The 24,239-nt window shown below is 68.9% G+C and carries 20 protein-coding genes; 7 read left to right on the top strand and 13 right to left on the bottom strand.

All coding sequences use genetic code 11. From position 1 onward, the window contains the following. Positions 1-41: 41 nt before the first annotated feature. A complete protein-coding gene (locus EOW66_RS18895) occupies positions 42-248 on the top strand; it encodes a cold-shock protein (protein ID WP_113900742.1) in 207 nt (68 codons plus the stop codon). A 141-nt stretch (positions 249-389) separates the two neighbouring features. Next, entirely contained in the window at positions 390-1,145 is a 756-nt protein-coding gene (locus EOW66_RS18890; protein ID WP_128157880.1) for a methyltransferase domain-containing protein, read from the top strand. Here the strand turns inward: EOW66_RS18890 and EOW66_RS18885 are convergent. The 5 genes from EOW66_RS18885 to proS form a co-directional block, all read right to left on the bottom strand. Further along, the gene (locus EOW66_RS18885; protein ID WP_128157879.1) at positions 1,142-1,465 is read right to left on the bottom strand and encodes an arsenate reductase family protein; all 324 of its coding nucleotides are present in this window, start codon (positions 1,463-1,465) and stop codon (positions 1,142-1,144) included. The genes EOW66_RS18890 and EOW66_RS18885 overlap by 4 nt on opposite strands. A gap of 3 nt (positions 1,466-1,468) precedes the next feature. Continuing rightward, complete coding sequence (locus EOW66_RS18880; RefSeq protein WP_128157878.1) at positions 1,469-2,146, bottom strand: ABC transporter ATP-binding protein; 678 nt, start codon at positions 2,144-2,146, stop codon at positions 1,469-1,471. Beyond that, positions 2,139-3,431, bottom strand: a complete 1,293-nt coding sequence (locus tag EOW66_RS18875; RefSeq protein ID WP_128157877.1) for a lipoprotein-releasing ABC transporter permease subunit — start codon at positions 3,429-3,431, stop codon at positions 2,139-2,141. Before EOW66_RS18875 ends, EOW66_RS18880 begins: the two co-directional genes overlap by 8 nt. 82 nt (positions 3,432-3,513) lie before the next feature. Further along, on the bottom strand, positions 3,514-4,650 hold the full coding sequence (locus EOW66_RS18870; RefSeq protein ID WP_128157876.1) for a cytochrome-c peroxidase: 1,137 nt from the start codon (positions 4,648-4,650) through the stop codon (positions 3,514-3,516). 126 nt (positions 4,651-4,776) lie between these two features. Next, on the bottom strand, positions 4,777-6,114 hold the full coding sequence (gene proS / locus EOW66_RS18865) for a proline--tRNA ligase (protein WP_128157875.1): 1,338 nt from the start codon (positions 6,112-6,114) through the stop codon (positions 4,777-4,779). A gap of 154 nt (positions 6,115-6,268) precedes the next feature. Here proS and EOW66_RS18860 point away from each other — a divergent pair, with 154 nt between their 5' ends. After that, positions 6,269-7,039: a carbon-nitrogen hydrolase family protein gene (locus EOW66_RS18860; protein WP_128157874.1), complete on the top strand. Its 771-nt coding sequence runs from the start codon at positions 6,269-6,271 to the stop codon at positions 7,037-7,039. 8 nt (positions 7,040-7,047) lie between these two features. On the opposite strand, the gene putA is transcribed toward EOW66_RS18860, so the two are convergent. Beyond that, positions 7,048-10,467, bottom strand: a complete 3,420-nt coding sequence (gene putA, locus EOW66_RS18855) for a bifunctional proline dehydrogenase/L-glutamate gamma-semialdehyde dehydrogenase PutA (protein WP_128157873.1) — start codon at positions 10,465-10,467, stop codon at positions 7,048-7,050. Positions 10,468-10,581: 114 nt separating this feature from the next. On the opposite strand from putA, the gene EOW66_RS18850 reads away from it, so the two are divergent. Then, complete coding sequence (locus tag EOW66_RS18850; RefSeq protein ID WP_128157872.1) at positions 10,582-11,046, top strand: Lrp/AsnC family transcriptional regulator; 465 nt, start codon at positions 10,582-10,584, stop codon at positions 11,044-11,046. Between the two features lie 6 nt (positions 11,047-11,052). On the opposite strand, the gene EOW66_RS18845 is transcribed toward EOW66_RS18850, so the two are convergent. Beyond that, positions 11,053-12,102, bottom strand: coding sequence for a lipoate--protein ligase family protein (locus EOW66_RS18845; RefSeq protein WP_128157871.1), 1,050 nt, complete (start codon positions 12,100-12,102; stop codon positions 11,053-11,055). A gap of 184 nt (positions 12,103-12,286) precedes the next feature. Between EOW66_RS18845 and EOW66_RS18840 the strand changes: the two genes are divergently transcribed. Both EOW66_RS18840 and EOW66_RS20735 read left to right on the top strand, forming a co-directional pair. Then, on the top strand, positions 12,287-12,904 hold the full coding sequence (locus EOW66_RS18840) for a hypothetical protein (RefSeq protein ID WP_128157870.1): 618 nt from the start codon (positions 12,287-12,289) through the stop codon (positions 12,902-12,904). Positions 12,905-13,025: 121 nt separating this feature from the next. Continuing rightward, positions 13,026-16,745 carry a nidogen-like domain-containing protein gene (locus EOW66_RS20735; protein ID WP_128157869.1) on the top strand — a complete coding sequence of 1,240 codons (3,720 nt, stop codon included), beginning with the start codon at positions 13,026-13,028 and terminating at the stop codon, positions 16,743-16,745. 68 nt (positions 16,746-16,813) lie between these two features. Here EOW66_RS20735 and EOW66_RS18830 read toward each other — a convergent pair whose 3' ends face one another. The 4 genes from EOW66_RS18830 to EOW66_RS18815 form a co-directional block, all read right to left on the bottom strand. Further along, entirely contained in the window at positions 16,814-18,106 is a 1,293-nt protein-coding gene (locus EOW66_RS18830) for an NAD(P)/FAD-dependent oxidoreductase (protein WP_128157868.1), read from the bottom strand. Positions 18,107-18,196: 90 nt separating this feature from the next. Then, on the bottom strand, positions 18,197-18,616 hold the full coding sequence (locus EOW66_RS18825) for a Rid family hydrolase (RefSeq protein WP_128157867.1): 420 nt from the start codon (positions 18,614-18,616) through the stop codon (positions 18,197-18,199). A gap of 11 nt (positions 18,617-18,627) precedes the next feature. Beyond that, complete coding sequence (locus EOW66_RS18820) at positions 18,628-19,767, bottom strand: tyramine oxidase subunit B (protein WP_128157866.1); 1,140 nt, start codon at positions 19,765-19,767, stop codon at positions 18,628-18,630. 92 nt (positions 19,768-19,859) lie between these two features. Further along, on the bottom strand, positions 19,860-21,239 hold the full coding sequence (locus EOW66_RS18815; protein ID WP_239017637.1) for an APC family permease: 1,380 nt from the start codon (positions 21,237-21,239) through the stop codon (positions 19,860-19,862). 281 nt (positions 21,240-21,520) lie between these two features. On the opposite strand from EOW66_RS18815, the gene EOW66_RS18810 reads away from it, so the two are divergent. Beyond that, on the top strand, positions 21,521-22,465 hold the full coding sequence (locus EOW66_RS18810; RefSeq protein ID WP_164881197.1) for an AraC family transcriptional regulator: 945 nt from the start codon (positions 21,521-21,523) through the stop codon (positions 22,463-22,465). A gap of 170 nt (positions 22,466-22,635) precedes the next feature. Here EOW66_RS18810 and EOW66_RS18805 read toward each other — a convergent pair whose 3' ends face one another. Together EOW66_RS18805 and EOW66_RS18800 are read right to left on the bottom strand one after the other, a co-directional pair. Beyond that, a complete protein-coding gene (locus EOW66_RS18805) occupies positions 22,636-23,544 on the bottom strand; it encodes an electron transfer flavoprotein subunit alpha/FixB family protein (protein ID WP_128157863.1) in 909 nt (302 codons plus the stop codon). Then, the coding region (locus EOW66_RS18800; RefSeq protein WP_164881196.1) for an electron transfer flavoprotein subunit beta/FixA family protein at positions 23,544-24,239 on the bottom strand (696 nt) is incomplete at its 5' end. The genes EOW66_RS18805 and EOW66_RS18800, both read right to left, overlap by 1 nt.

Raw genomic sequence — 24,239 nt, 5'->3', positions numbered from 1 at the left:
GGCGCAATATCGCCCCGGGAACACTGAGTAGGAGAAACGGTATGGCCACTGGCACCGTGAAATGGTTCAACACCACCAAGGGTTATGGTTTCATCGCCCCCGATGGTGGCGGCAAGGACGTTTTCGTCCACATCTCGGCGGTCGAGCGCGCTGGCCTCAAGTCCCTGGCGGACAACCAGAAAGTCAGCTTCGAGATGATCTCGGGCCGCGACGGCCGGTCCTCGGCAGGCGATCTCAAGCTGCTCTGATTGCCGCAGCCGGCCACCTGCCCCTGTAGGGCGGAAGCCCCCGGCACTGCGCAATAAAACCGAATTGATTCGGGCAGCCCTTGCCCGGATCTTCTTGTGAGTGACCTTTTTTTCCAGTGCTCGCTGCGGGAGGATACGACCATGGCGATTCCAGATACGCTTGCCGCCCGACTGATTGAAACGACTCGGCTGAACGATCTTTCCGGCGCCTTCGTCATGCTCGGCCGGCAACGCTGGGTCGGCGCGCGCCGCGGCGCCAGCGCCGATCTGCTCGACGAGACCCTCGCCCAGCACCTGCCCGGCACCGCCGCTGCCGATCTGGCTGACCCCGGGTCGATCTATTCCGAGACCTTCTTCCGCCGCCTCGGCTTCGCCACCGTCGACTCGATGGATTTCAGCGATTACGAGGGCGCGAGCCTGATTCAGGACCTCTCTGCCCCGCTCTCCCCCGCTCTCTGGGAACGGTTCGACGTGGTCTATGACGGCGGCACCTGCGAGCATGTGTTCGAGCTGCCGACGGCGCTGCGCAACATCGACCGGATGCTGAAGCCGGGCGGCGTGCTGATCGGCCATTCCCCGGCGAACAACTGGGTGAACCACGGCTTCTATCAGCTGACCCCGGAACTCGTCTTCGGCTTCTGGGAGAAGGCCATGGGCTACGAGGTTCTGCATTGCCGGTTGCAGCCGCTGCAACCGCGCCTGGCCCGGGTGCAGGTGGAGGTGACGAACCCGAACGTCACCGGCCTGCGGCCGCGCTTCTCGCGCCGGCTCGAAGACCTCGGCGGGCTGATCCTCGATTATGCGGTGCGCAAGCCGGCGGCCCCGGCCGGCGATGGTCGCGCCTATCAGACCGATTACCTGGCCCGCTGGGACGAGCAGCGCCCGGCGTTGGGTTAAAGCCAGGCCGCCTGTTCGGCCGCGCCCCAGCCAAGCGTCAGTTTCGCGCCGTCGCGGATCACCGGGCGCTTCATCAGCGTCGGATGTTCGGCCAGAAGCTCGGCCGCCGGGCGGGCGCGCTCCGCCTCGCTCAGCCCGCGCCAGGTGGTCGAGGAGCGGTTCACCAGCGTCTCGCCAAAGGCCGCGAGGAAGGCGTCAATCTCGGCCGCGCTCAGCGGCGTGACCCGCACGTCGCGGAACTCGACCCTGCGGCCGGCCGCCTCGAGCGCCTTCAGCGCCTTCTTCACCGTGTCGCAGCTCTTGATGCCATAAAGCTCCATCGCTCACTCCGTCAGCGTCCCGGCCTCGAGCCGCAGCACGCGGTCCATCCGCGCCGCAAGGTCGAGGTTGTGCGTCGCGATCAGCGCCGACATGCCGGTTTCGCGCACCAGATCCATCAGCACGCCGAAGACCGTGTCCGAGGTCGCCGGGTCGAGGTTGCCGGTGGGCTCGTCGGCCAGCAAAAGGCTCGGCGCGTTGGCAAGCGCGCGGCAGAAGGCGACGCGCTGCTGCTCGCCGCCCGACAGCGCCGAGGGCCGGTGGTCGATGCGGCCCGCAAGGCCCACGCGCTCCAGCAGCGCCCCTGCCCGCGCCCGCGCCGCCGCCTTGCCCGCGCCATTCGCCAGCTGCGGCAGCATCACGTTCTCCTCGGCGGTGAACTCGGGCAGCAGGTGGTGGAACTGATAGACGAAGCCCAGCTCGTTGCGCCGCGCCTCGGTCCGGCGCCGGTCGGAGGCGCCGCTCAGCTCCTGCCCGCTGATCGCCACCCGCCCGCTGTCGGGGGTGTCGAGCAGCCCGGCGATGTGCAGAAGCGTCGACTTACCGGCGCCCGAGGGCGCGACAAGGGCCACGACCTGCCCGCGCGGGATTGACAGATTCACACCACGCAGCACCGAAATCTCGCCCGGCTTGCCGCGGTTGTAGCACTTTTCCAAGTTCTCGAGCGTCAGCACGTCATTCATAGCGCAGCGCCTCCACGGGGTTCAGCCGCGCCGCACGGCGGGCGGGGAAGATCGTCACGACAAAGCTGAGGCCCAGCGACAGCGCCACCGCCTTGGTCACATCCCAGGGCTGCAGCTTGGCCGGCAGGGCATAGATGCCGCGGATCGAGGGGTCCCAGGCGCCGCCGCCGTTCAGCCAGTTCACGAAGGCCATCACCTGATCGATGTAAAGCGCGAAGACGACGCCCAAGGCGACGCCCGCCGCGGTGCCGATCACCCCGGTGAAGGCGCCGCACAGGAAGAAGATGCGCAGCACCGAGCCCTCGGTCAGCCCCATCGTGCGCAGGATGCCGATGTCGCGGCCCTTGTTCTTCACCAGCATGATCAGCCCCGAGGTGATGTTCATCGTCGCGATCAGCACCAGCACGGCGAGGATCACGAACATCACGTTGTCCTCGATGTCGAGCGCGCGCAGGAAGCTGCCCGAGGCGTCGCGCCAGCTCCACAGCATGGTGCCCGCCCCGCCGGCCGCGATCAGCTGCGGCGTCCAGTCGTCGACGCGCTCGGGATCGGTCACGTCGACCTCGATCTCGTCGGCGCCGGCCTCGCGGTTGAAATAGCTCTGCGCCTCGGCGAAGGGCATGTAGACGCGGGTGCGGTCGATGTCCCAGCGGCCGGCGGTGAAGATATAGACGACCTCATAGGCGTTCACCCGCGGGCTGGTGCCGAAGGCGGTCTTGGCGCCATTGGGCGAGATCAGCCGCACCCGGTCGCCGAGCGTCACGCCAAGCTCGCGCGCGAGCTCCGACCCCATCGCGATGCCCTCGCCGAAGCGGGCAAGATCGCCGCGCGAGGTCTTCGGGTTGGCGACGCGCGGGATGGTGGCCAGATCCTCGGCCGAGATGCCATAGACATCGGCGACGTTCGAGCGCTCGTCGAAGGTCGCCATCGCCTGACCGCGGATCAGCGGCGCGGCGCGGGTCACCCCCGGCACCTTGCGGATGCGCTCGGCCCGGTCCTGATAATCGGGCATCAGCGAGGAGAAGATGCCGGTGCCCGGAACCACCTCCTGCGGCGCGGAATAGACGGTGACATGGGCGTTCGAGCCGAGGATGGTGTCGACGAACTCGGCGCGGAAGCCCGCCCGCACGGCCAGCGTGATGATCAGTGCGGCGACGCCCAGCATGATGCCGATCAGGCTGATCCAGGTCATCACCGAGACCCCGCCCTCGGCGCGGCGGGCGCGCAGATAGCGCCAGGCGATCAGGAATTCGAAGCCGGAGAAAGGTGCGGTGCGAGTGGCCATGACATGCGTCCCAAGGGTCGCCGGACCCTTGCCTTTCGGGGCGCAAAGGTCAAGCCCGCTGCCCCGGTTCAGGCTTCACGGATCAGTGCAGAAGCGGTTCGTAGCGCGCATCCGTCAGGGTCTTCAGAAACGCCACCAGCGCGTCGATGCGCTGATCGTCGAGGGCCGGCCCGGTCTCGAGCTCGGTGCGCGAGAGGTTCTGCGCCACCTCGGGCGGATCGAAGGGCGCGCCGGTCTCGGGGTTGATGTGCCGCTCGGGGCGCTTCGTGTTGTAGCTGTTGTAGAACAGGATCACCGTGCGCAGATCGGCAAAGACGCCGTTGTGCATGTAGGGGCCGGTGACGGCGACATTGCGCAATGTCGGCACCTTGATCTTGCCGGCCTCGGCCGGGTCGGTGACGGCGGGGTTTTCCAGCAGGCCCGCGTCCACCCGGTCGGGCGCCGCGCCGTTCGCCGCGCGCACCGCGCGGTTCGCCGGCACGCCGATGTTGTGGAACTGATAGTTGGAAAAGGTCTCTTCCATTGCGCCGTGAGTGCCGCGCAACTGGTGGCAAAGGTTGCAATTGGTAAACTGGCTCGAGAAGAACAGGAGCCGGCCGAGCTCTTCCTGATCGGTCAGTTTCGCCTCGCCACGCAGGAAGCGGTCGTATTTCGAGTCGAAGGGCGAAAAGGTGTCGCTCGCCTCATAGGCCGCGAGCGCGTCGGCCATGGCGTCGAAGGCGGCCGCGTCGTCCGCACCGGGGCGCAGCGCGGCGAGCGTCGCCACATAACGCGGGTTCTCGCGCAGCCGCGCGGCAACCGCGGCGACATCGGGCATCCCCATCTCGATCGGGTTCAGCGGCGGCCCCTTCGCCTGATCGGCAAGCGTCGCGGCGCGGCCGTCGTGGAACTGCCCGCCCTGCCACTTGCCATCGGCCGTGCGGCCGAAGGGCGGGGAGAAGCGCGTATAGCTGGCCGTCGGCGCGTTGCGGTCGCCCAGGCTTGCGCCATCGTCGCCCAGGCTGACGGCGCGGCCCGCGACGGTCTCGCGCGGGTCACTGAACCCGGCGGCCGGGTCGTGGCAGGTGGCACAGGCCTCGGTGCGGTTCTTCGACAGGTTGGTGTCGAAAAACAGCGCCTCGCCCCAGGCCTCGAGCGAGGGATAGGCCCCCTCCCCGGCGCGCAGCGGCGCCGCCGCCAGCGCGGTGAACGCCATCGCGATCAGCACAGCCCGTTTCATCGACACCTCCAGAATGACGGGGATGCGATTACCCGAGTTTTTTACTCAAGTCCAGCTATTCCGGTGGCGCAGCAAAAAGGGGCGGCGGCCCGTGGCCCCGCCCCTTTCGCGAAACTGCCGCCCGGATCAGATCCCGGCGTAGATCTCGACGATCCGCGCCACGGCCGCCTCGGGGGTCATCTCCTCGCTCTCGCCGCTGCGGCGCGAGGTCAGCTCGACCAGACCGTTCGCGAGGCCCCGCGGGCCGACGGTGATGCGCCAGGGCAGGCCGATCAGATCCATGGTGGCGAACTTGGCACCGGCGCGTTCCTCGCGGTCGTCGTAAAGCGGGTCCAGCCCCTTCGCCTTCAGCGCGGCATAAAGCGCCTCGCAGGCGGCGTCGGTCGCCACATCGCCCTGCTTCAGGTTGACGAGGCCGACGTGGAACGGCGTCACGCCCTCGGGCCAGATGATGCCCTTCTCGTCGTGGTTCGCCTCGATCAGCGCGCCGATCAGACGGCTGACGCCGATGCCGTGGCTGCCCATCTCGACCGGCACCTTGGCGCCGTCGGGGGTGGTGACGGTGGCGCCCATCGGTTCGGAATATTTCGTGCCGAAGTAGAAGATCTGCCCGACCTCGATGCCGCGGCCGACGCAGCGCCGCTCTTCCGGGATCTGGTTGAAGAGCGCCTCGTCATGGGTCTCGTCGGTGCGGGCGTAGAGCGTGGTGAACTCCTTGCAGATCGAGGCAACCTCGTCGCGGTTGTCGTAATCGACGGTGCGGTCGCCCAGCTTCAGCTCGGGCACCTTGGCGTCATAGAAGACTTCCGACTCGCCGGTCTTCGCCAGCACCAGGAATTCGTGGGTGTTGTCGCCGCCGATCGGGCCAGAGTCCGCCCGCATCGGGATCGCGGTCAGGCCCATCCGCTCGTAGGTGCGCAGATAGCTCACCATGTGCCGGTTGTAGGCATGCAGCGCGTCTTCCTTCGTCAGGTCGAAGGAATAGCCGTCCTTCATCAGGAACTCGCGGCCGCGCATCACGCCGAAGCGCGGGCGGACCTCGTCGCGGAACTTCCACTGGATGTGGTAGAGCGTCAGCGGCAGCGACTTGTAGCTTTCGACATGCGAGCGGAAGATGTCGGTGATCATCTCCTCGTTCGTCGGACCATAGAGCATCTCGCGGTCGTGGCGGTCCTTGAAGCGCAGCATCTCGGGGCCGTAGGCGTCATAGCGCCCCGACTCGCGCCACAGATCGGCCGGCTGAAGCGTCGGCATCAGCAGCGGGATGTGGCCGGCGCGGATCTGCTCTTCATGCACGATCTGCTCGAGCCGCTTGAGCACCTTGAAGCCCATCGGCAGCCAGGAATAGATCCCCGCCGCCTGCTGCTTGATCATCCCCGCGCGCAGCATGTAGCGGTGCGAGACGATCTGCGCCTCGGCGGGGTTTTCCTTGAGGACGGGGAGGAAATAGCGGGTAAGACGCATGGCGTGTCCGACGGTTTGTTTCGCGTTGCGGAATGGCCTAGAGGAAATGCCCTCGCGGGGCAAGTGGCAGGGCCCGCGGCGCGGGCGGGCTTGCACTTCGCGGGCGGGGCGTGTCGAATGCGCGCAACCCCTGCCCTGCGTTCCCGGAGACAGAATGAAACTCGCGCTCTATCAGGCCCCGCCCACCGACGGCGACATCGCCGGCGCCTTCGACCGGCTCGCCCGCGCGCTGCGCGCGGCCGCAGCCATGGGCGCGCGGATGCTCGTCGCGCCCGAGCTCTATCTGCCTGGCTACAACCGCCCCGATCTGCACGCGCGCGATGCGGAACCGATCGGCGGCGACTGGCTCGCGCGGCTCGCCGAAATGGCCGCGGCCGAGGGCTGCGGCCTGACCCTTGGCTGGGCCGAGCGCGCCGAGGGGCAGGTGTGGAACAGCGCCGTCGCGCTCTGCCCCGAGGGGCGGCTCTTGGCGCATTACCGCAAGATCCAGCTTTACGGCGAGATGGAGAAGACGAGTTTCGTCCCGGGCGAGGCGCCGCCGCCGGTCTTCGACTTCGAGGGGCGGCGCTGTGGTCTGCTGATCTGCTATGACATCGAGTTTCCGGGCCATGCCGCGGCGCTGGCCGCGCGCGGGGTCGATCTGATCCTCGTGCCGACGGCGAACCCGGCCGGGGCCGAGCATGTGCAGAACGTGCTGGTGCCGGCGCGCGCGCATGAGAACCGTCAGGTCATCGCCTATGCGAATTACTGCGGCGTCGAGCGCGGGCTGGCGTTTTCGGGCCTGTCGGTGATCGCCGGACCCGATGCCCGGCCGATCGCGATGGCCGGCACCCGCGAGACCCTGCTGATCGTCGATCTGCCGAGCCTTGCCGATCACCGGCCGGACCAGATCGCGCGGCTCTCCGAGGATTACCGCGCGATCTGAGGGCAGGCTCAGCCCGCCAGCAGCGCCGCGTTGCCGCCCGCCGCCGTGGTGTCGACGCACAGGTGCCGCTCGTGCAGCACATGGGCGCGGTCGGGACGGCCGGTGACCAGCTGCACGATCGGGCCCGGCCGCGCGGCGAGCACCCGCGCGATCGCCCGGCCGGTCTCGGCATCGCCCCACCAGAGCACCGCACCGAAGCCCTCGAGCGTGGAGAGCGCCGCGGGGTCAAGCCGCCCCTCGACGGCGAGCGCCACGCCGCCAAGCGCGCGCACCGCCGCGACCTGCGCCGCCGCCGCCGCCGCCCCCGGGCCGAGGCAGAGCACCGGCGGACGGGTGTGCAGGCTGAGCCGGTTCAGCTCGCCGGTCGGGCCCGGCATCAGCCGCTCCTCGACCTGCGCCTCGGCAAAGCCCGCCAGCGCCGCGCGGATCGCCGCGAGATCGGCCGAGCCCGTGGGCGCCGCATTCGGCGCGGCAACCGGCTCGGGCGCGAAGAAGCGCGCGAGGTAGAGCGGCCCGCCCGCCTTCGGCCCGGTGCCCGAAAGCCCCTCGCCGCCGAAGGGCTGGCTGCCGACGACGGCGCCGATCTGGTTGCGGTTGACATAGGTGTTGCCGACGCGGATCGCCTCGGCCACCTCCTGCACGCGGGCGTCGATGCGGCTGTGCAGCCCGAAGGTCAGACCATAGCCGCGCGCGTTCACCGCCTCGATCACCGCGCCGATCTCGCCCGCCCGGAAGGTGGCGACATGCAGCACCGGGCCGAAGACCTCGCGTTCGAGATCGGCGATGCCCGACACCTTCAGCATCACCGGGGCGACGAAGGTGCCCTCGGCGGGCGCCGCGGTGCGGTGCAGCACCGCGCCCTCACGCGCCGCGACATAGTCGAGGATGCCGGCCTGCGCGCGGGCGTCGATCACCGGGCCGACATCGGTCACCAGCGCGCGCGGATCGCCAAGCTTCAGCTCGTCCATCGCGCCCTTCACCATCGCCAGCAGATGCGGCGCGATGTCTTCCTGCACATAGAGGCAGCGCAGCGCCGAGCAGCGCTGGCCGGCCGAGCGGAAGGCCGAGGCGACGATGTCGCGCACCGCCTGCTCGGGCAGCGCGGTCGAATCGACGATCATCGCATTCAGACCGCCGGTCTCGGCGATCAGCGGCGTGCCGGGCTCGAGGGTGTCGGCCATCACCGCGGCGATGCGCTGCGCGGTGGCGGTCGAGCCGGTAAAGACCACGCCCTTCACCCGCGGGTCCGAGGTGATCGCGGTGCCGACGACGGCGCCCGGCCCCGGCAGGAGTTGCAGCGCGGCGGCGGGAACCCCCGCCGCGTGCAGCAGCCGCACCGCGATCGCGGCGATGAGCGGCGTCGCCTCGGCCGGTTTCGCGAGCACGGCATTGCCCGCCATCAGCGCGGCCGAGATCTGGCCGGTGAAGATCGCCAGCGGGAAGTTCCACGGGCTGATCGCGGCGATGATGCCACGGGGCGCGGCGGCCGAGCTCTCGCCCTCGGCGGCATAGTAGCGCAGGAAGTCGCAGGCCTCGCGCAGCTCGCCCACGGCATCGCCCCAGCTCTTGCCGGCCTCGGCGGCGAGGGTGGCGAAGATCTGGCCGAAGGTCTCCTCGTAAAGATCGGCGGCGCGGCGCAGCACCGCGGCGCGTTCGGCCGCCGGCGCGTCCCAGACGCGGGCGTCATCGAGGGCGCGCGCAACCGTCGCCGCATCGGCCTCGATCACCTGCGCGACGGCGGCGCCGGTCGCGGGGTTGGTCACGGTGAGCGCCGTGCCGGTCGCGGCCGAGACGGTGATCGGCGCGGCATCGGGGATCACCCCTTCGCACGCGACCTCGATCGTCTCGATCACCCGCGCATCGGACAGATCGAAGCCTTTCGAGGCCTTGCGCCGCGGCCCGAACAGATCGGCCGGCGCCAGAAGGCTTGCCGGCGCCTTGGCCGTCGCCAGCGCGGTGAAGGGGTCGCGGGCGATCGCCTCGGGCGGGATGCTCTCGTCGACGAGCTGGTGCACGAAGGACGAGTTCGCGCCGTTCTCGAGCAGGCGGCGCACCAGATAGGCAAGCAGGTCGCGATGCGCGCCGACCGGCGCATAGATCCGGCAGCGGCCCTTCGTTTCCTTCAGCACGATGTCATGCAGCCGCTCGCCCATGCCGTGCAGGCGCTGGAACTCGAAGGGACGGCCCTCGGCGAGTTCGAGGATCGCCGAGACGGTATGCGCGTTGTGGCCGGCGAATTGCGGGAAGATCCGGTCGCCCATGCCGAAAAGCTTTCTCGCAAGGCAGATATAGCTGACATCGGTCGCCGTCTTCGAGGTGAAGAGCGGGAAGCCCGGATACCCCTCGACCTGCGCGAGCTTCATCTCGGCGTCCCAGTAGGCGCCCTTCACCAGCCGCACACAGATCTTGCGGTCATAGCGGCAGGCCATGTCGTAAAGCGCATCGATCGCCAGGCCCGCGCGCTTGCCATAGGCCTGCACGACGATGCCCATGCCGTCCCAGCCGGCGAGCGAGGGATCGGCCATCACCGCCTCGATCACCTTGAACGACAGCGACAGCCGCGCCTGTTCCTCGGCGTCGACATGCATGCCGATGCCCGCCGCCGCGGCCTGCCGCGCAAGCCGCAGCACCACCGGCACCAGCTCGGCCATCACCCGCTCCTCGTTCGCGAGTTCATAGCGCGGATGCAGCGCCGAGAGCTTGATCGAGATCCCCGGGTTGTCGTGGATCGAGGCCTTGGTCGCCGCCTTGCCGATCGCCGCGATGGCGCGGGTGTAATCGGCGTCATAGCGCGCCGCATCGGCCGCGGTCATCGCCGCCTCGCCCAGCATGTCATAGCTGTAGGTGAAACCGATCGCCTCGCGGGCACGGGCATTGGCAAGCCCCGCCTCGATCGTTTCGCCCAGCACGAACTGCCGGCCCATCTCCTTCATCGCGCGGCCGACGGCGGCACGGATCACCGGCTCGCCAAGGCGCTTGATCGCGCCGCGCAGCGTGCCCGCCACCCCCGGATGATCGTCATCGAGCACCTTGCCCGTCAGCATCAGCGCCCAGGTCGAGGCGTTGACCAGCGACGAGGCCGCGGTGCCGAGGTGCTTGCCCCATTCGGCCGGCGCGATCTTGTCCTCGATCAGCGCGTCGATGGTCTGGGTGTCGGGCACGCGCAGCATCGCCTCGGCGAGGCACATCAGCGCCACGCCCTCGCGCGTCGACAGCCCGTATTCAGCCAGGAAATGCTCCATCAGCGTCGGTTTCGCCTCGGACCGGATGCGCCCGACCAGGGCCGCGGCGCGCGCCGAGATCGCGGCGCGGGTCTCGACGGTGATCGCCGCGGCGGCGACGAGCCGCTCAAGCAGCGGCGCCTCGGCGGCGAATTTCACTTCCGGGCCTTCGAGGGCGGGGAAGACGGGGACGGGTTTGGCGATCATGGCGGCACTCCAGAGGCGATTTCCGGATTCTGTACCCGAATCGCACTGGACGCTGTGACCAATGATGACGAATATTGCAGCCGATTAGACCAAAATTCAGGACAAATTCAGACCATGGACCCCGCGCTGGACGCCACCGACCGCAAGATCCTGAGCGAGCTCGTCGCCAATGCCCGGCTGCCGATCACCGAGCTTGCCCGCCGCGTCGGTCTGTCGAAGACGCCGGTCGCGGCGCGGATCAAGGCGATGGAGGAGATGGGGCTGATCACCGGCTATCGCGCGATCCTGTCGCCGCTGAAGCTCGGCATGACCCATGTCACCTATCTCGAGGTGCGGCTGAGCGACACCCGCGAGCGCGCGCTGGCGGCCTTCAACGCCGCGGTGCGCGCGATCGAGGAGGTCGAGGAGTGCTACATGATCGCCGGCGGTTTCGACTATCTGCTGAAGGTGCGCTCGCGCGACATGGCCGATTACCGCCGGATCATGGGCGAGAAGATTTCCGCCCTGCCCCATGTCCACGCCACCTCGAGCTATGTCGCGATGGAGGCGGTGGTGGAGCAGAGCTGGATGAGCCTGTGACAGCCCTCAGGGGATGTGGTGCAGCCAGGCGGGGGTTGCGAATTTCTCGCGCGCCAGCGTCTCGGCCGCGGCCAGTTCCTCGGCGGTGATCGCCCCCGGGGTGCCGCCGTGCAGGTCGAGGAAGGTGGTCTTCATCCGCTCGATCACCGCGTCACGTTCCAGCCCGGTCTGGCTGCGCACCGGGTCGACGCGCTTGCCGGCGCTGGCGATGCCCTTGTCGGACAGCTTCTCGCGGCCGATGCGCAGCACCTGCATCATCTTCGAGGCGTCCATGTCATAGGCCATGGTGACATGGTGCAGCACCGCACCGCCGGCATAGCGTTTCTGCGCCGCGCCGCCGATCTTGCCCTTCGAGCTCGCGATGTCGTTGAGCGGCTTGTAGACCGCGTCGATGCCCAGATCGTTCAGCGCCTTCAGCACCCAGGTGTCGAGGAAGGCGTAGGAGTCGGCAAAGCTCATGCCGTCGACCAGCTCGGCGGGCGCGTAGAGCGAATAGGTGATGGTCGAGCCGGGCTCGACGAACATCGCGCCGCCGCCGGTCACCCGGCGCACCGTCTCGACGCCCAGCGCTTCGGCGGCCTCGAGATCGACCTCGTTCTTCAGCGACTGGAAATTGCCGATGATGATCGCCGGGCGTTCCCATTCCCAAAAGCGCAGCGTCGGCGCGCGCCGGCCGGCCGCGACCTCGTGGGCAAGCACGTCGTCAAGCGCCAGATGCATCGCCGGCGACAGCGGTGCGCCGTCGAGCAGCTGCCATTCGAAATCGCGCCAGCCGCGGCTGACGCCGAGCGCGCGGCGCACCGCGATCGCCACCGCCTCGAGGCTGAAGCCCACCAGCACCGCCTCGGGGCGCAGCCCGGCGCGCAGCGCGGCGGTGATCTCCTCGACCGTCGCCGTGGCCGGCAGCCCCTCGAGCGCGGCGCCAAGGTCGAAGATCGCCTCGCCGGGTTCCAGGAAGAAATCGCCCGAGATCTGCACCTGCGTGAGCCGTCCCTCGCGCAGCTCGAGATCGGCGACGACGAGCTTGCCGCCGTGAACCTTGTATTCGCCGTGCATCCGCGCCTCCTGTCAGCCTGCCCACCGCGTTGCCCGACAGATGTGCCGCGGGCGGGGGCTGCGCAACCCCCTTTTCGCCGCCCGCCTGCGACGCAATGCCGGGCGGGCGCGCAAGGGGTTGACGGCACGCCCGCCCTCGGCGCCAAATACCGCCGACCCGATCCGCGGCAGCAGGAGGCCCGCCATGCCGTTTTCCCGTCGCCGGACGCTGCTGCGCGGCCTTGCGGGCGCGGTGCTTGTCCCCGCGTTCGCGCCGCTCCTTCCCCCGTTCACGAAAGGCCACGCCATGGGCGCCGAAACCTCCCTGCCGCAGGCAGGCCGCGACCTGCCGATCCCCGCAAGCTGGGCCGGCGTTGCCGGCGCGGTGGCGCGCGATGACGACGCGCCGCTGCCGCCGGGCACGCTGCGCCGCTACCGCAGCGACGACAGCCCCGCCCCCCCCGCCTCGGTCCGCGCCGAGATGGACCTTTTCGCGCGGCTTGCCGGACTGCCCGCCGGGCCCGACGGCAGCGATGTGACCGCGGCGGCGGCGGCGCGCGGGGTGACGATCGACGCGCTGACCGCAGCGCTCTTCGGGTCGGGCAAGTTCACCCGGCCGACGGTCATCCTCGGCTACCGGCTCGGCACCGCGCAGCCCGGCTTCGCCCTCGCCCGGATCGCCGTCGACCGCCCCGAGGCCGCGGTGCGCATGACCCTGTGCGGCCTTGGCCCGGGCAGGCGCATCACGCTCGCCCACCTTGCCGCGCTCCGGCCGGCGCAGGTTTCTGCGGTGCTCGCGGCCCTTTGTCCAATTGACGGTTGAGCCTTTTTCGGCAAGCCTGTTGACGTGGGGGGAGGTTCCGCAATCCGCGGCCCGGCCGAGGGCAGCGGCGCTGTGGTGTGCACCTGCCGCCTGAAGGATTTTGGCCCAAAGGAGATTACCCATGGCCCAGACCAAGGCAGAAGTCGCCATCTCCAGCGCACTCCCGGCATCGGGACAGACGATGCTGGCCGATATCACCAACAACCGCGTATGGGCGGACGGGACCCTCCAATACTATCTCGGGACCGGCTCGGACATCGACCTCGACAGCGAATTTCGCGCCAATTACAATGAATACTTCGTCAACGGGACGATGGCGGACACGACCTACGCCTATACCGCGCTGACCGTCCGCGCCTTCCAGATGATCGACAGCGTGATCGCCACCGATTTCAGCCGGGTGACCGACCGTGCCACCGCCGCGGCCACCGCCGATATCGTGCTGGTCAGCTCGGACACGCCGGCCCCGGCCTATGCCGGGCTCGAAGGGTTCTGCATGTTCCCGCAAAGCGCGACCCGCGCGGCGGGCGATTACTGGAGCTTTGGCACCTTCGCCAGCAATCTCGACTACATGAGAACGCCGGCCGAGCTTGGCGGCGGGGAATATGCGAACTGGACCCTGATCCACGAGATCGGCCACGGGCTCGGCCTCTACCACCCGTTCCAGGGCGCCGCCGCGACCAGCGTCGGCCCGGCGCTCGACAACGAGCGCTACACGGTGATGTCCTACACCGGCGCCACCAATGCCGATGCCTATGGCCATGCGGTCACGATGATGGCGCTCGACGTCGCCGCGCTGCAGCAGCAATACGGCGCCGAGACCTATGCCGCGGGCAACTCGACCTACACGCTCTTTGATGCGCGCGGCGGGGCGCTGTCGCTTGCCGAGGGCGCGATGAGCATCGGCCGCGCCTATGCCGCGATCTGGGACAGCGGCGGCACCGACACGATCCGCTACGGCAACAGCGCCAATTCGGTGATGATCAACCTCAACGACGCGACGCTCGACCGCAGCCAGATCGCCGCAGACGCCGCCCCCTCGATCGCAGCGCTGCAGAACACCTCGATGTTCACGCATCTCTCGGCCGACCTGCAGACCGAGATCATCGACCCCGATTACAATGCCGGCGGCTTCTTCTCGCGCGTGCTGACCAATTCGGGCGGCACCTACAGCGGCATCGACGGAGGCTTCGCCATCGCCAATGGCGCGCAGATCGAGAATGCCGTGGGCGGGGCGCAGGCCGACCTGCTGATCGGCAACGAGCGCAGCAACACCCTGACCGGCAATGGCGGCAATGACGTGCTGATCGGCGGCGCCGGCAACGACATCCTGCAGGGTGGGCTTGGCACCGATACCGCGGCCTTCTCGGGCCTGCGCGCGCAATACACGATCACCGCAAACGCGAACGACTCCTTCACCATCAGCCACAACGGCGGCGGTATCGACGGCACCGACACCCTGTGGGATGTCGAGCAGGCGCAGTTCGACGACCAGCTGGTGCAGCTGACCGAGATCACGCCGACGCCGGTGCTCGACTTCACCCCGATCACGAACAACGGCTTCCTGAGCTACGGCGCCAATGTGCTCTATCACAACGATGACGGCTCCAAGAGCGACATCGACATCACCTCGATCTTCGAGGACGGGCTGACGATCGGCGGCGTGACCTACACCACCTTCGCGGTGAACACGAACGGCAACGTCACCTTCGGCGGCGGTCTGGGCACCTACACCCCGGGCGAGATCGGCAACAGCAGTCTGGCGATCGTCGCCCCCTACTGGGCCGATGTCGACACCCGCGACTATCTCGTCGACGGGACCACCGTGACCAACCCGGGCGATGTCTTCTGGGACTTCAACGAAGGCCGCGACTCGATCGTCATCACCTGGCACGACGTGGGCTATTTCCGGACCCACACCGATCTGCAGAACTCCTTCCAGCTCGAACTGATCGACCGTGGCGCCGGCAATGTCGAGATCATCTTCCGCTATGGCGACGTGGAATGGACGACGGGCGACGCCTCGGGCGGCACCGGCGGGCTCGGCGGCACCGTGGCGCGGGCGGGCTTCTCGCTCGGCAACACCTATTTCGAGCTGCCCACCTCCGGCAACCAGGCGGCGATGCTCGCACTCGAGGACAGCGCCGGCAACACCGGCGTCACCGGGGTGTGGCAGTTCATCGTCGCCGGCGGCCAGGTCCAGGGCGTGGGCACCGACGGGGATGACACCTTCGTCGGCACCGCGGCGAATGACAACTATCTGGGCGATCTCGGCAATGACACGCTGATCGGCAACGGCGGCTATGACACGCTGCTCGGCGGGCTTGGCAACGACAGCATCGACGGCGGCCCCGGCAACGACAGCCTCGACGGTGGCGACGGCCAGGACACCATCATCGGCGGTCTCGGCGCCGACACGATCTCGGGCGGTGACACCGATGCCGATGGTGGCGATCTGGTCTATGGCGGCGGCGGCGCCGACCGGATCTATGGCGGCGCCGGCGATGATACCCTGCATGGCGGCACCCATAACGACGCGATCTTCGGCGAGATCGGCAACGACCGGCTGTATGGCGAGCTCGGCAATGACACGCTCGACGGCGGGCTCGGCAATGACACGCTGTTCGGCGGCGACGACAACGACCTGCTGCGCGGCAATGCCGGCAACGACCGCCTCGACGGCGAGGCCGGCGCCGACAGCCTCGACGGCGGGTTCGGCGACGACACCCTGCTCGGCGGCACCGGCGCCGACCGGCTCTATGGCGGCGGCGGCACCGGCGCCGACAGCCTCGACGGCGGGCTCGGCAATGACACCTTGCTCGGCGGCGGCGGCAATGACCTGCTGCGTGGCAGTGGCGGCAACGACCGCCTCGACGGCGGCGACGGCAACGACACTCTCGACGGCGGGTTCAACGACGACACCCTGCTCGGCGGCGGCGGCGACGATCAGCTCTATGGCGGCGACGGCACCGGCGCCGACAGCCTCGACGGCGGCAATGGCAACGACAGCCTGCTCGGCGGCGGCGGCAATGACCTGCTGCGCGGCAGCGGCGGCAACGACCGCCTCGAGGGCGGCGACGGCAACGACAATCTCGATGGCGGCTATGGCAACGACCGCCTGTTCGGCGGCGAGGGCAACGACAGCCTGTCCGGCGGCGCCGGCACCGGCGCCGACAGCCTTGACGGCGGCAACGGCAACGACCGTCTGCTGGGGGGCGCGGGCAATGACGCGCTCGCCGGCGGCGGCGGGCTCGACACGCTCGACGGCGGCAACGGCAATGACGTCCTCGACGGCGGCTATGGCGATGATGTGCTCTACGGCCGCGCCGGCAATGACACGCTCCGTGGCGGCGACGGCACCGGCGCGGACCGGCTTGAGGGCGGCGACGGCAATGACCGCATCTTCGGCGACAATGGCAATGACAGCCTGGTTGGCAACTTCGGCCGTGATCTGCTCGATGGCGGCAATGGTGACGACAGTCTCGATGGCGGCTTTGGCAGTGACACCCTGCGCGGCGGCACCGGCAACGACACGCTCCTGGGCGGGGCCGGCGACGACACGCTGAACGGCGGGTTCGGCGCCGACCGCTTCGTCTTCACCAACGGCTTCGGCCATGACGTCATCCAGGACTTCAGCGCCGACGATGCCGAGCGGATCGTGCTGACCGGGGTCACCGCGATCACCAGCTTCACCGATCTGGTGAACAACCACCTCAGCACCGATGCCGGCACCGGCTTCGCGATGATCGTCGACGGCGACAACAGCATCCTGCTGAACAACATCCACGTCTCCGACTTCGGCGCGGGTCAGGCCTATTCGGCGAACGACTTCCTGTTCTGAGCGGCGGCCGGCCCCGGCCCCCCTCCCGCAAAACGACGGCGCCCCCTGCTGGGGGCGCCGTTTCCGTTTCAGAGCCGCCCGAGCCGGTAGGGCGCGGGATCGACGATCGGCGGCGTGCCGCACAGCAGATCCGCCGCAAGCTGCCCCGCCGCCGGCCCGGTGCCGAAGCCGTGGCCGGAAAAGCCGGTGGCCAGCATCAGCCCCGGCACCTTCTCGACCGGCCCGATCACCGGCTGTGAATCGGGCGTGATGTCCATCATCCCCGCCCAGGCCTCGACGATCCGGGCCTGTTCGAAGGCCGGCCAGGCGGCGCGCAGATTGGCCAGCGCCTCGGCGTTCAGGTCGGGCCGCGTCGGCGGGTCCATCACCCGCAGCCGCTCGAAGGGCGAGATCGCCCCGGCCCGCCAGTGCCGCGGCAGCGCAAGGTCGGTCAGCGCCTCGCGCCCGAGGCCGATGCGCAAGAACTTGCGCTGGCCGCGCAGCATCGGCAGATAGCGCATCCCGATCAGCAGGTGGTCGAGCATCAGCGGCGCCCCAAGCGCGCCCCGCTGCGTGATGATGAAGCCGCCGTCGCGATGCTTGCGGAAGGAGAAGTCGGGCCCGCCCACGGCGATCTCGGTCGGCCCCTCCATCGGCGCGGTGCGGAAGACCGAACACACGAGCGGCAGCGTCGGCAGCGAGATCCCGAGATTGCCGAGAAAGCGGCGCGACCACAGCCCGCCCGCAAGCAGCACCTGTTCGCAGGCGATCTCGCCGCGCTCGGTCACCACGCCGCAGACCCGGCCCGCGGCACGCGAAAGCGTCCGCACCGCGCAGTTTTCGACGATCACCGCGCCCTTCGCGATCGCTGCCGCGGCAATCGCCGCCGCGGCAAGCGTCGGCTCGGCGCGCCCGTCCGAGGGGGTGACGATGCCGCCCGCCCACTGCCCGCGCCCGCCCGGCACCAGCGCGTCGATGTCGGCGGGCCGCAGCAGCCGGCTGTCGAGCGCCAGATCGGCCACCGATTTCAGCCAGTCGGCGTGCATCGCCATCTCGGCCTCGGTGCGGGCGAGATACATGATCCCGGCCTGACGATAACCGACCTCGGCACCAAGCCGGCCGGGCATCGCCGCCCAGAGCCGGTCGGCCGCCTGCGCCAGCGGCACATCGGGGGCCGAGCGCCCCATCTTGCGCACCCAGCCAAGGTTGCGCGAGGATTGTTCCGCCCCGATCCGGCCCTTTTCCAGCACGGTGACGGGAATGCCGCGCTCGGCCAGCACCAGCGCGGCGGACAGGCCAACGATGCCGCCGCCGATCACCACGACCGAGGTCTTCTCGGGCGCGTCGCGGCTGGTCTGGACGGGGGTTTGAACGGGCGCCATGGCGGTTCTCCTTCGGTCGGGAATGTCGGTCGGGAAAGTCGGTCGGGAAAGTCGGAAGGGCCCGCCGCACAAAGACGGCGGGCCCGTCGGTCACACTGCGATCACGCGCCGCTCGGTCTCGGCCCGGCCCGCACCGCGGCGCGCCGTCACCTCGATCTCGACACGGTAGACGGTCGAGCCGAGCGGCGGACAGGTCACGGTGGTGGCCGGGTCGATGCCGCGGAACATCTCGCCGACGATGGTCATCACCGCCTGCGTGTCGGCGGGCTCCTGAATGAAGACCCGGCTCATCACCACGTCCTCGAGCCCCGAGTCCACGGCGGCAAGCGCGCGCGCGACATTGGCGAAGACCTGACGGGTCTGCGCGCCGATCTCGGCCGGGATCTCCTTCGTCACCGGGTCGCGCCCGGCGGTGTTCGACACGAAGATCCAGTCATCCACCGCGACAAGGCGCGAATAGCTGCCGTGATCCTCGAAGGGCGAGCCGGTCTTGATCTTGGTCACCTGCATGGCGGCTCTCCTCAGCGCAGCGCCGGCACGTCCCAGAGGTTCAGCTTGGTGCCGATCCCCCGGGCGAGCGCGTTGCGATAGATCACCGTGCCCCAGGCCACGTCCTCGACCGGCATGCCGCCCACCGACATCAGCACGATCTCGTCGTCGGTGCGCCGGCCCGGCGCCTCGCCCGCGACGATCTTGCCGATGTCCTCGACCGCGTCACGCGCCAGCCGGCCCTCGGCGATCATGTCCATGAACTTCACGCCGATGATCGGCACGGTGTTGTGCGCGGGCTTCGGCAGCTCTTCGAACCACGCCTCGTAGAGCCCGGTGTTGTCGAGCACCTTGCGCACCTCGGGCGCCTCCATGCCGGCGTCGATGTTGCACGGCGCAGGCATCGCGAGGAAGGCGCCGGGCTTCACCCACTCGCGCTTGACGATCGGGTAGAGGCTCGGATCGCCGGTCTCGCCCGAGGCGCAATAGGTGACGATGTCCGAGCCGCGCACCACCGCCTCGAGCGTGTCGACGACCTCGATCGTCGTCACCTGCGGGTAATGCTCCTTCACCCAGGCGATGAAAGTGTCGAGGCTCTTCTGGCCCCGCCCCTTCACCTTCACCGTGTCGATCTGCGGGCAGACGGCGATGAAGGCCGCAAGTGCGGTGCGCGCCATCACCCCCGGCCCGAGGATGCCGACGATCTTCGAGTCCCTGCGCGCCAGGTGACGCGCGCCGACGCCGGGCACCGCGCCGGTGCGATAGGCCGAGAGCAGGTTCGCCGACATGAAGGCCAGCGGTGCACCGGTGTCGGCGTCATTGAGGGTGAACATCAGGATCGAGCGCGGCAGGCCCTTTTGCCGGTTCTCGATGTTCGAGCCATACCACTTGACGCCCGCGGTGCGGAAGCTGCCGCCGAGATAGGCCGGCATCGCCATGAAGCGGCGGTCGGCGGTGGGCTTGGGCATCTCCGGGAAGGGCGAGTTTTCCGGAAACATCACCATCGCGCCATGGCTGTCGTTGTTGGCGCCGGCCATGCGGTAGTCGCCGTGATAGAGCAGGCCGAACATCTCTTCCATGCAATCGACGCAGGCGGGCATGTCGGTGACGCCGGCGCGGATCATCTCGGGTTCGGAGAGGTAGAGGAAGTCGATCTTGGGAAGGGCAGTCATCTTGGGTCTTTCACTGCTTGCAGAAAGGGTGAGCCCTGCCACGGCGCCGCCCGCACCGGGGGCACCTGCGGATCGTCGCGGCAGGAGGAAGGTCAGTCGAAGGCGCGGCCGAGGCGGGCGAAATGCTCGGGCCGGCGGTGCTTGAGCCAGGCGGCGAACAGGAAACCGCAGGCGCCGGTGGCGATCACGATCTCGGGGAAGGCGAGCACGATCGGGTTTTCCGAGCCGGTGAGCAGGGTGAGGTTCGAGGAGACGAGAAGGAACGCCCCCACCAGCCCGGCCATGGCCAGCACCGGCGCGACGAGGACGGTAAGCACCGAGCGCTGATGCACGGTGCGGCGGAAGAAGACGATCACCGCGACCGAAACCAGCACCTGCACCGCCAGGATGCCCAGCACGGCAAGCCCCGACATCCAGGAGAAGACGAGGGTGTAGGGATCGGCCCCCGAGAGGCCGAAGCCCAGCAGGATCAGCGCGACGAGCCCCGCCTGCACCAGCCCCGCGACATGCGGCGAGCCATGCGTCTCGTGCACCGCCGAGAGCGATTTCCACGCCAGCCCCTCATGGCCGAGCGCATAGAAATAGCGGTTGAGCGTGTTGTGGAAGGAGAGCAGGCAGGCAAAGAGGCTGGTCAGCAGCAGCACGTTCATCACCTGCACCGACCAGTGACCGAGCATCGTCTCGGCGGCGGCGAAGTAGAAACCGTCGAGGTTCTCAGTCGCCGCACCCGCCACCGCGGCCGGGCCGTAGAACTGCACGATCGCCCAGGTCGAGACCGCATAGAAGGCGGTGATCAGCAGCACCGCGACATAGGTCGCGCGCGGGATCGTGCGGTCGGGATCGCAGGCCTCCTCGCCGAAGATCGCGGTGGCCTCGAAGCCGACATAGGCGCCCAGCACGAAGACCATGGTCACGCCAAGCCCGGGGCCGAAGACCTCGGAGGGGCGGAAACCCGCAAGGCTCAGCCCCTCGGCACCACCGTGCATCACGATCGCGATGTCGAGAAACAGCAAGATCACCAGCTCGGCGATCATGCACAGGCCAAGGATACGGCCCGAGATCGCGATGTTGCGCCGTCCGAAAAGCACGACGACGGCCAGCACCGCCAGCGACCACAGCCACCACGGCAGCGAGACGCCAAGGCTTTCCATCGCCCCCGCCATGAACACGGCGAAAAGCGCATAGATGCCGATCTGGATCGCGAAATAGGCAAGCAGCGCCATCAGCGCGCCGCCGATCCCTGCACCATTGCCAAGCCCGCGCGAGATATAGGCGTAAAACGCGCCGGCCCCGGTCACATGCCGGGTCATCGCGGTGAAGCCCACCGAGAACAGCAGGTAAAGGATGCCCGACAGGATGAAGGCACCCGGCACCCCCGCGCCATTGCCAAAGGCAAAGGCCGGCGGCGTCGCCCCCACCACCGCGGTCATCGGCGCCGCCGCGGCGACCACGAAGAACACGATATGGGTCAAGCCGATCGAATTTCCCTGCAGACGATTTGCGCCTGTCTGATTGTCCATCTGGTGATCATCCCTGTCAGAGTTATGTCATTTAGGGACGAGTTACCCTGCCGCCTCGGGCCCGAGACCATTGCATCTTGCGCCACAAATCCGATACTTCACGCCAAATGGCCGTTTCGAACGGAGAAACCGCGCCAATGCCGCCCTCCAACGCTCCCTTGCCGAAAATCCTGTCCGTCCGCGCTCTAGTTCTTGAGCCGATTTTCGCGTACTTTGATAACGATTTGAGCAGAATGGGAATTTTGCTCCATCGCAACGGGCTGTCGGCCGAGATCTTCGATGACCTCTACACCCCGATTCCCCTCGCCGCCTATCTCGACATCTTCGAACAGGCGGCCGAGCTGGCGGGCGACCCGCTGCTGGGCGCGCGGCTCGGCTTCGGCATGCGGCCGGGCACGCTTGCCCCGATCGGGCTGCGCGCGGTGCAGGCGGCAACGATCCGGCGCGGGCTTGCGGCGCTGGCGCGCTGGTCGGGGGCGCTGCAAAGCGGCACGCAGGTCAGCCTCGAGGATGACGGCGCGCATCTGGTGCTGCGCTACATGATCAGCGCGCCCCGCCCCCGCCCCTGCCGGCAGGACAGCGAGTTCACCCTCGCCGGGATCTGCACCCTGATCCGCACCGGCTTCGACACCCGCTGGCGCCCCGAGGAGGTGCATTTCGCCCATCCAGAGGGTCCGGGCGCCATGACGCTCGCGCGGATGTTCGGGGCGCCGGTGCTGTTCTCGCAGGGCGCGAATGCGATCGTCATGGCGGCTGCCGAGGCCGACCGGCCGCACCGCACCGAGGACGCCGACATGATCGCGCTGATCGAGCGTCACCTCGGCGATCTCATCGGCGAGGCGCCTCACGCGGGCTCGGTGCGCGAGCAGGTGGTGGCACTGATCGGGCTGCATCTCGGGGTGCGGCCGGTGACGCTCGAGACGATCGCCGCCGCGATGCGGATCTCGCCGCGCAGCCTGCAGCGGCGGCTCGCGGACGAGGGCGAGAGCCTGAGCGGGCTGCTGGCCGAAGTGCGCCGGGCCCGGGCCGAGACCCTGCTGCACGAGCACGGCATGCGCGTCGAGGCGGTGGCAAGCGCGCTCGGCTATGCCGACGGCACCGCCTTCTGGCGCGCCTGGCGGCGCTGGACCGGCGAGAGCCCGAGCCGGCGGCGCACACCGCCCAAGGGGCGGGAATGAGGCCCCAAAGGGGGGCGCTGCCCCCCTCGGCTTCGCCTCACCCCCCGGAGTATTTGCACCAGGAAAAAGCAAGGGCGCCCCGATCGGAGCGCCCTTTGTTTTCATCTTGCCGCAAATACATCCGGGGCCGAGGCATTGCCTCGGCGGGGCCGCGCCCCCGCCCGGCGGGGTCAGAGCTTCGCGGTCATCTCCGGCACCGCCTGGAACAGGTCGGCGACGAGGCCGAAATCGGCGACCTGGAAGATCGGCGCCTCTTCGTCCTTGTTGATCGCGACGATGATCTTGCTGTCCTTCATCCCGGCGAGGTGCTGGATCGCCCCCGAGATGCCGCAGGCGATGTAAAGCTCGGGCGCCACCACCTTGCCGGTCTGCCCGACCTGCCAGTCGTTCGGCGCAAAGCCGCTGTCGACCGCCGCGCGCGAGGCACCGACCGCCGCGCCGAGCTTGTCGGCGAGCGCCTCGATGATCGCGAAGTTCTCTTCCGAGCCGACGCCGCGGCCGCCCGAGACGACGATCTTCGCCGAGGTCAGTTCCGGGCGATCCGAGGTCGCCACCTTGTCCTCGACCCAGGAGCTGAGCCCCTTGTCGCCCGCCGGAGCGGCGGCCTCGATGGGCGCCGCAGCACCCGCGCCCGCCGCCTCGAAGGCCGTCGTGCGCACGGTCATCACCTTGACCTTGTCCGAGGATTTCACCGTCTGGATCGCGTTGCCGGCATAGATCGGGCGCTCGAAGGTGTCAGCATCGACGATGCCGATGACATCCGAGAGCACCATCACGTCGAGCAGCGCCGCAATCCGCGGCAGGGCGTTCTTCGCCGCCGCCGTCGAGGGCGCGACGATCGCGCTGACGCCGCCCGCGAGCGAGACGACGAGATCGGCGAGCGGCTCGGCGAGCCCATGCGCATAGGCCGCGTCATCGGCAACCAGCACCTTCGCCACGCCATCGAGCGCCGCGAAGGGCGCCGCATCGACGCCCGCGCCGGCCACCAGCACCGTCACCGGGCCGAGTTTCTTCGCCGCCGACAGCGCCTTCGCCGTCGCGTCGAGGCTGCTCACTTCCGCAATCAGAAGAACCGACATCAGATCACCCCCGCGTCCTTGAGTTTCGCGATCAGCTCGTCGACCGAACCGACCTTGATGCCGGCCGAGCGGCCCGCGGGCTCGGCGGTCTTCACCACGGTGAGCCGCGGCGTGACGTCGACGCCGTAATCGGCGGCGGTCTTTTCCTCGAGCGGTTTCTTCTTTGCCTTCATGATGTTCGGCAGCGAGGCATAGCGCGGCTCGTTGAGCCGCAGGTCGGCGGTGACGATCGCCGGCAGCTTCACCTCGATCGTCTGCAACCCGCCGTCGACCTCGCGGGTGACCCGGGCCTTGTCGCCCTCGATCGCCAGCTCCGAGGCGAAGGTCGCCTGGCTCCAGCCCAGAAGCGCCGCGAGCATCTGCCCGGTCGCGTTCATGTCGTTGTCGATCGCCTGCTTGCCGGCGATGATCAGCCCGGGCTGTTCCTCGGCCGCCACCTTGGCGAGGATCTTCGCCACCGCGAGCGGCTCGATGTCCTGATGCACATCCTCGGCCGCGATCACCAGGATCGCGCGATCGGCGCCCATGGCGAGCGCCGTGCGCAGGGTTTCCTGCGCCTGTTTCACGCCCACCGAGACCACCACGATCTCCGACGCCACGCCCTTTTCCTTCAGGCGGATCGCCTCTTCGACCGCGATCTCGTCGAACGGGTTCATCGACATCTTCACGTTCGCCAGATCGACCCCCGTGCCGTC

The sequence above is a fragment of the Paenirhodobacter huangdaonensis genome, assembly GCF_004022465.1.
Classification (GTDB): domain Bacteria; phylum Pseudomonadota; class Alphaproteobacteria; order Rhodobacterales; family Rhodobacteraceae; genus Rhodobacter; species Rhodobacter huangdaonensis.
This window is presented reverse-complemented; position numbering and strand designations above follow the sequence as displayed.

Excerpts from the sequence above, each read along its gene's own strand:
- EOW66_RS18895 (WP_113900742.1), top strand. The coding sequence starts at position 42 with ATGGCCACTGGCACCGTGAAATGGTTCAACACCACCAAGGGTTATGGT.
- EOW66_RS18890 (WP_128157880.1), top strand. The coding sequence starts at position 390 with ATGGCGATTCCAGATACGCTTGCCGCCCGACTGATTGAAACGACTCGG.
- EOW66_RS18885 (WP_128157879.1), bottom strand. The coding sequence starts at position 1,465 with ATGGAGCTTTATGGCATCAAGAGCTGCGACACGGTGAAGAAGGCGCTG.
- EOW66_RS18880 (WP_128157878.1), bottom strand. The coding sequence starts at position 2,146 with ATGAATGACGTGCTGACGCTCGAGAACTTGGAAAAGTGCTACAACCGC.
- EOW66_RS18875 (WP_128157877.1), bottom strand. The coding sequence starts at position 3,431 with ATGGCCACTCGCACCGCACCTTTCTCCGGCTTCGAATTCCTGATCGCC.
- EOW66_RS18870 (WP_128157876.1), bottom strand. The coding sequence starts at position 4,650 with ATGAAACGGGCTGTGCTGATCGCGATGGCGTTCACCGCGCTGGCGGCG.
- proS (WP_128157875.1), bottom strand. The coding sequence starts at position 6,114 with ATGCGTCTTACCCGCTATTTCCTCCCCGTCCTCAAGGAAAACCCCGCC.
- EOW66_RS18860 (WP_128157874.1), top strand. The coding sequence starts at position 6,269 with ATGAAACTCGCGCTCTATCAGGCCCCGCCCACCGACGGCGACATCGCC.
- putA (WP_128157873.1), bottom strand. The coding sequence starts at position 10,467 with ATGATCGCCAAACCCGTCCCCGTCTTCCCCGCCCTCGAAGGCCCGGAA.
- EOW66_RS18850 (WP_128157872.1), top strand. The coding sequence starts at position 10,582 with ATGGACCCCGCGCTGGACGCCACCGACCGCAAGATCCTGAGCGAGCTC.
- EOW66_RS18845 (WP_128157871.1), bottom strand. The coding sequence starts at position 12,102 with ATGCACGGCGAATACAAGGTTCACGGCGGCAAGCTCGTCGTCGCCGAT.
- EOW66_RS18840 (WP_128157870.1), top strand. The coding sequence starts at position 12,287 with ATGCCGTTTTCCCGTCGCCGGACGCTGCTGCGCGGCCTTGCGGGCGCG.
- EOW66_RS20735 (WP_128157869.1), top strand. The coding sequence starts at position 13,026 with ATGGCCCAGACCAAGGCAGAAGTCGCCATCTCCAGCGCACTCCCGGCA.
- EOW66_RS18830 (WP_128157868.1), bottom strand. The coding sequence starts at position 18,106 with ATGGCGCCCGTTCAAACCCCCGTCCAGACCAGCCGCGACGCGCCCGAG.
- EOW66_RS18825 (WP_128157867.1), bottom strand. The coding sequence starts at position 18,616 with ATGCAGGTGACCAAGATCAAGACCGGCTCGCCCTTCGAGGATCACGGC.
- EOW66_RS18820 (WP_128157866.1), bottom strand. The coding sequence starts at position 19,767 with ATGACTGCCCTTCCCAAGATCGACTTCCTCTACCTCTCCGAACCCGAG.
- EOW66_RS18810 (WP_164881197.1), top strand. The coding sequence starts at position 21,521 with ATGGGAATTTTGCTCCATCGCAACGGGCTGTCGGCCGAGATCTTCGAT.
- EOW66_RS18805 (WP_128157863.1), bottom strand. The coding sequence starts at position 23,544 with ATGTCGGTTCTTCTGATTGCGGAAGTGAGCAGCCTCGACGCGACGGCG.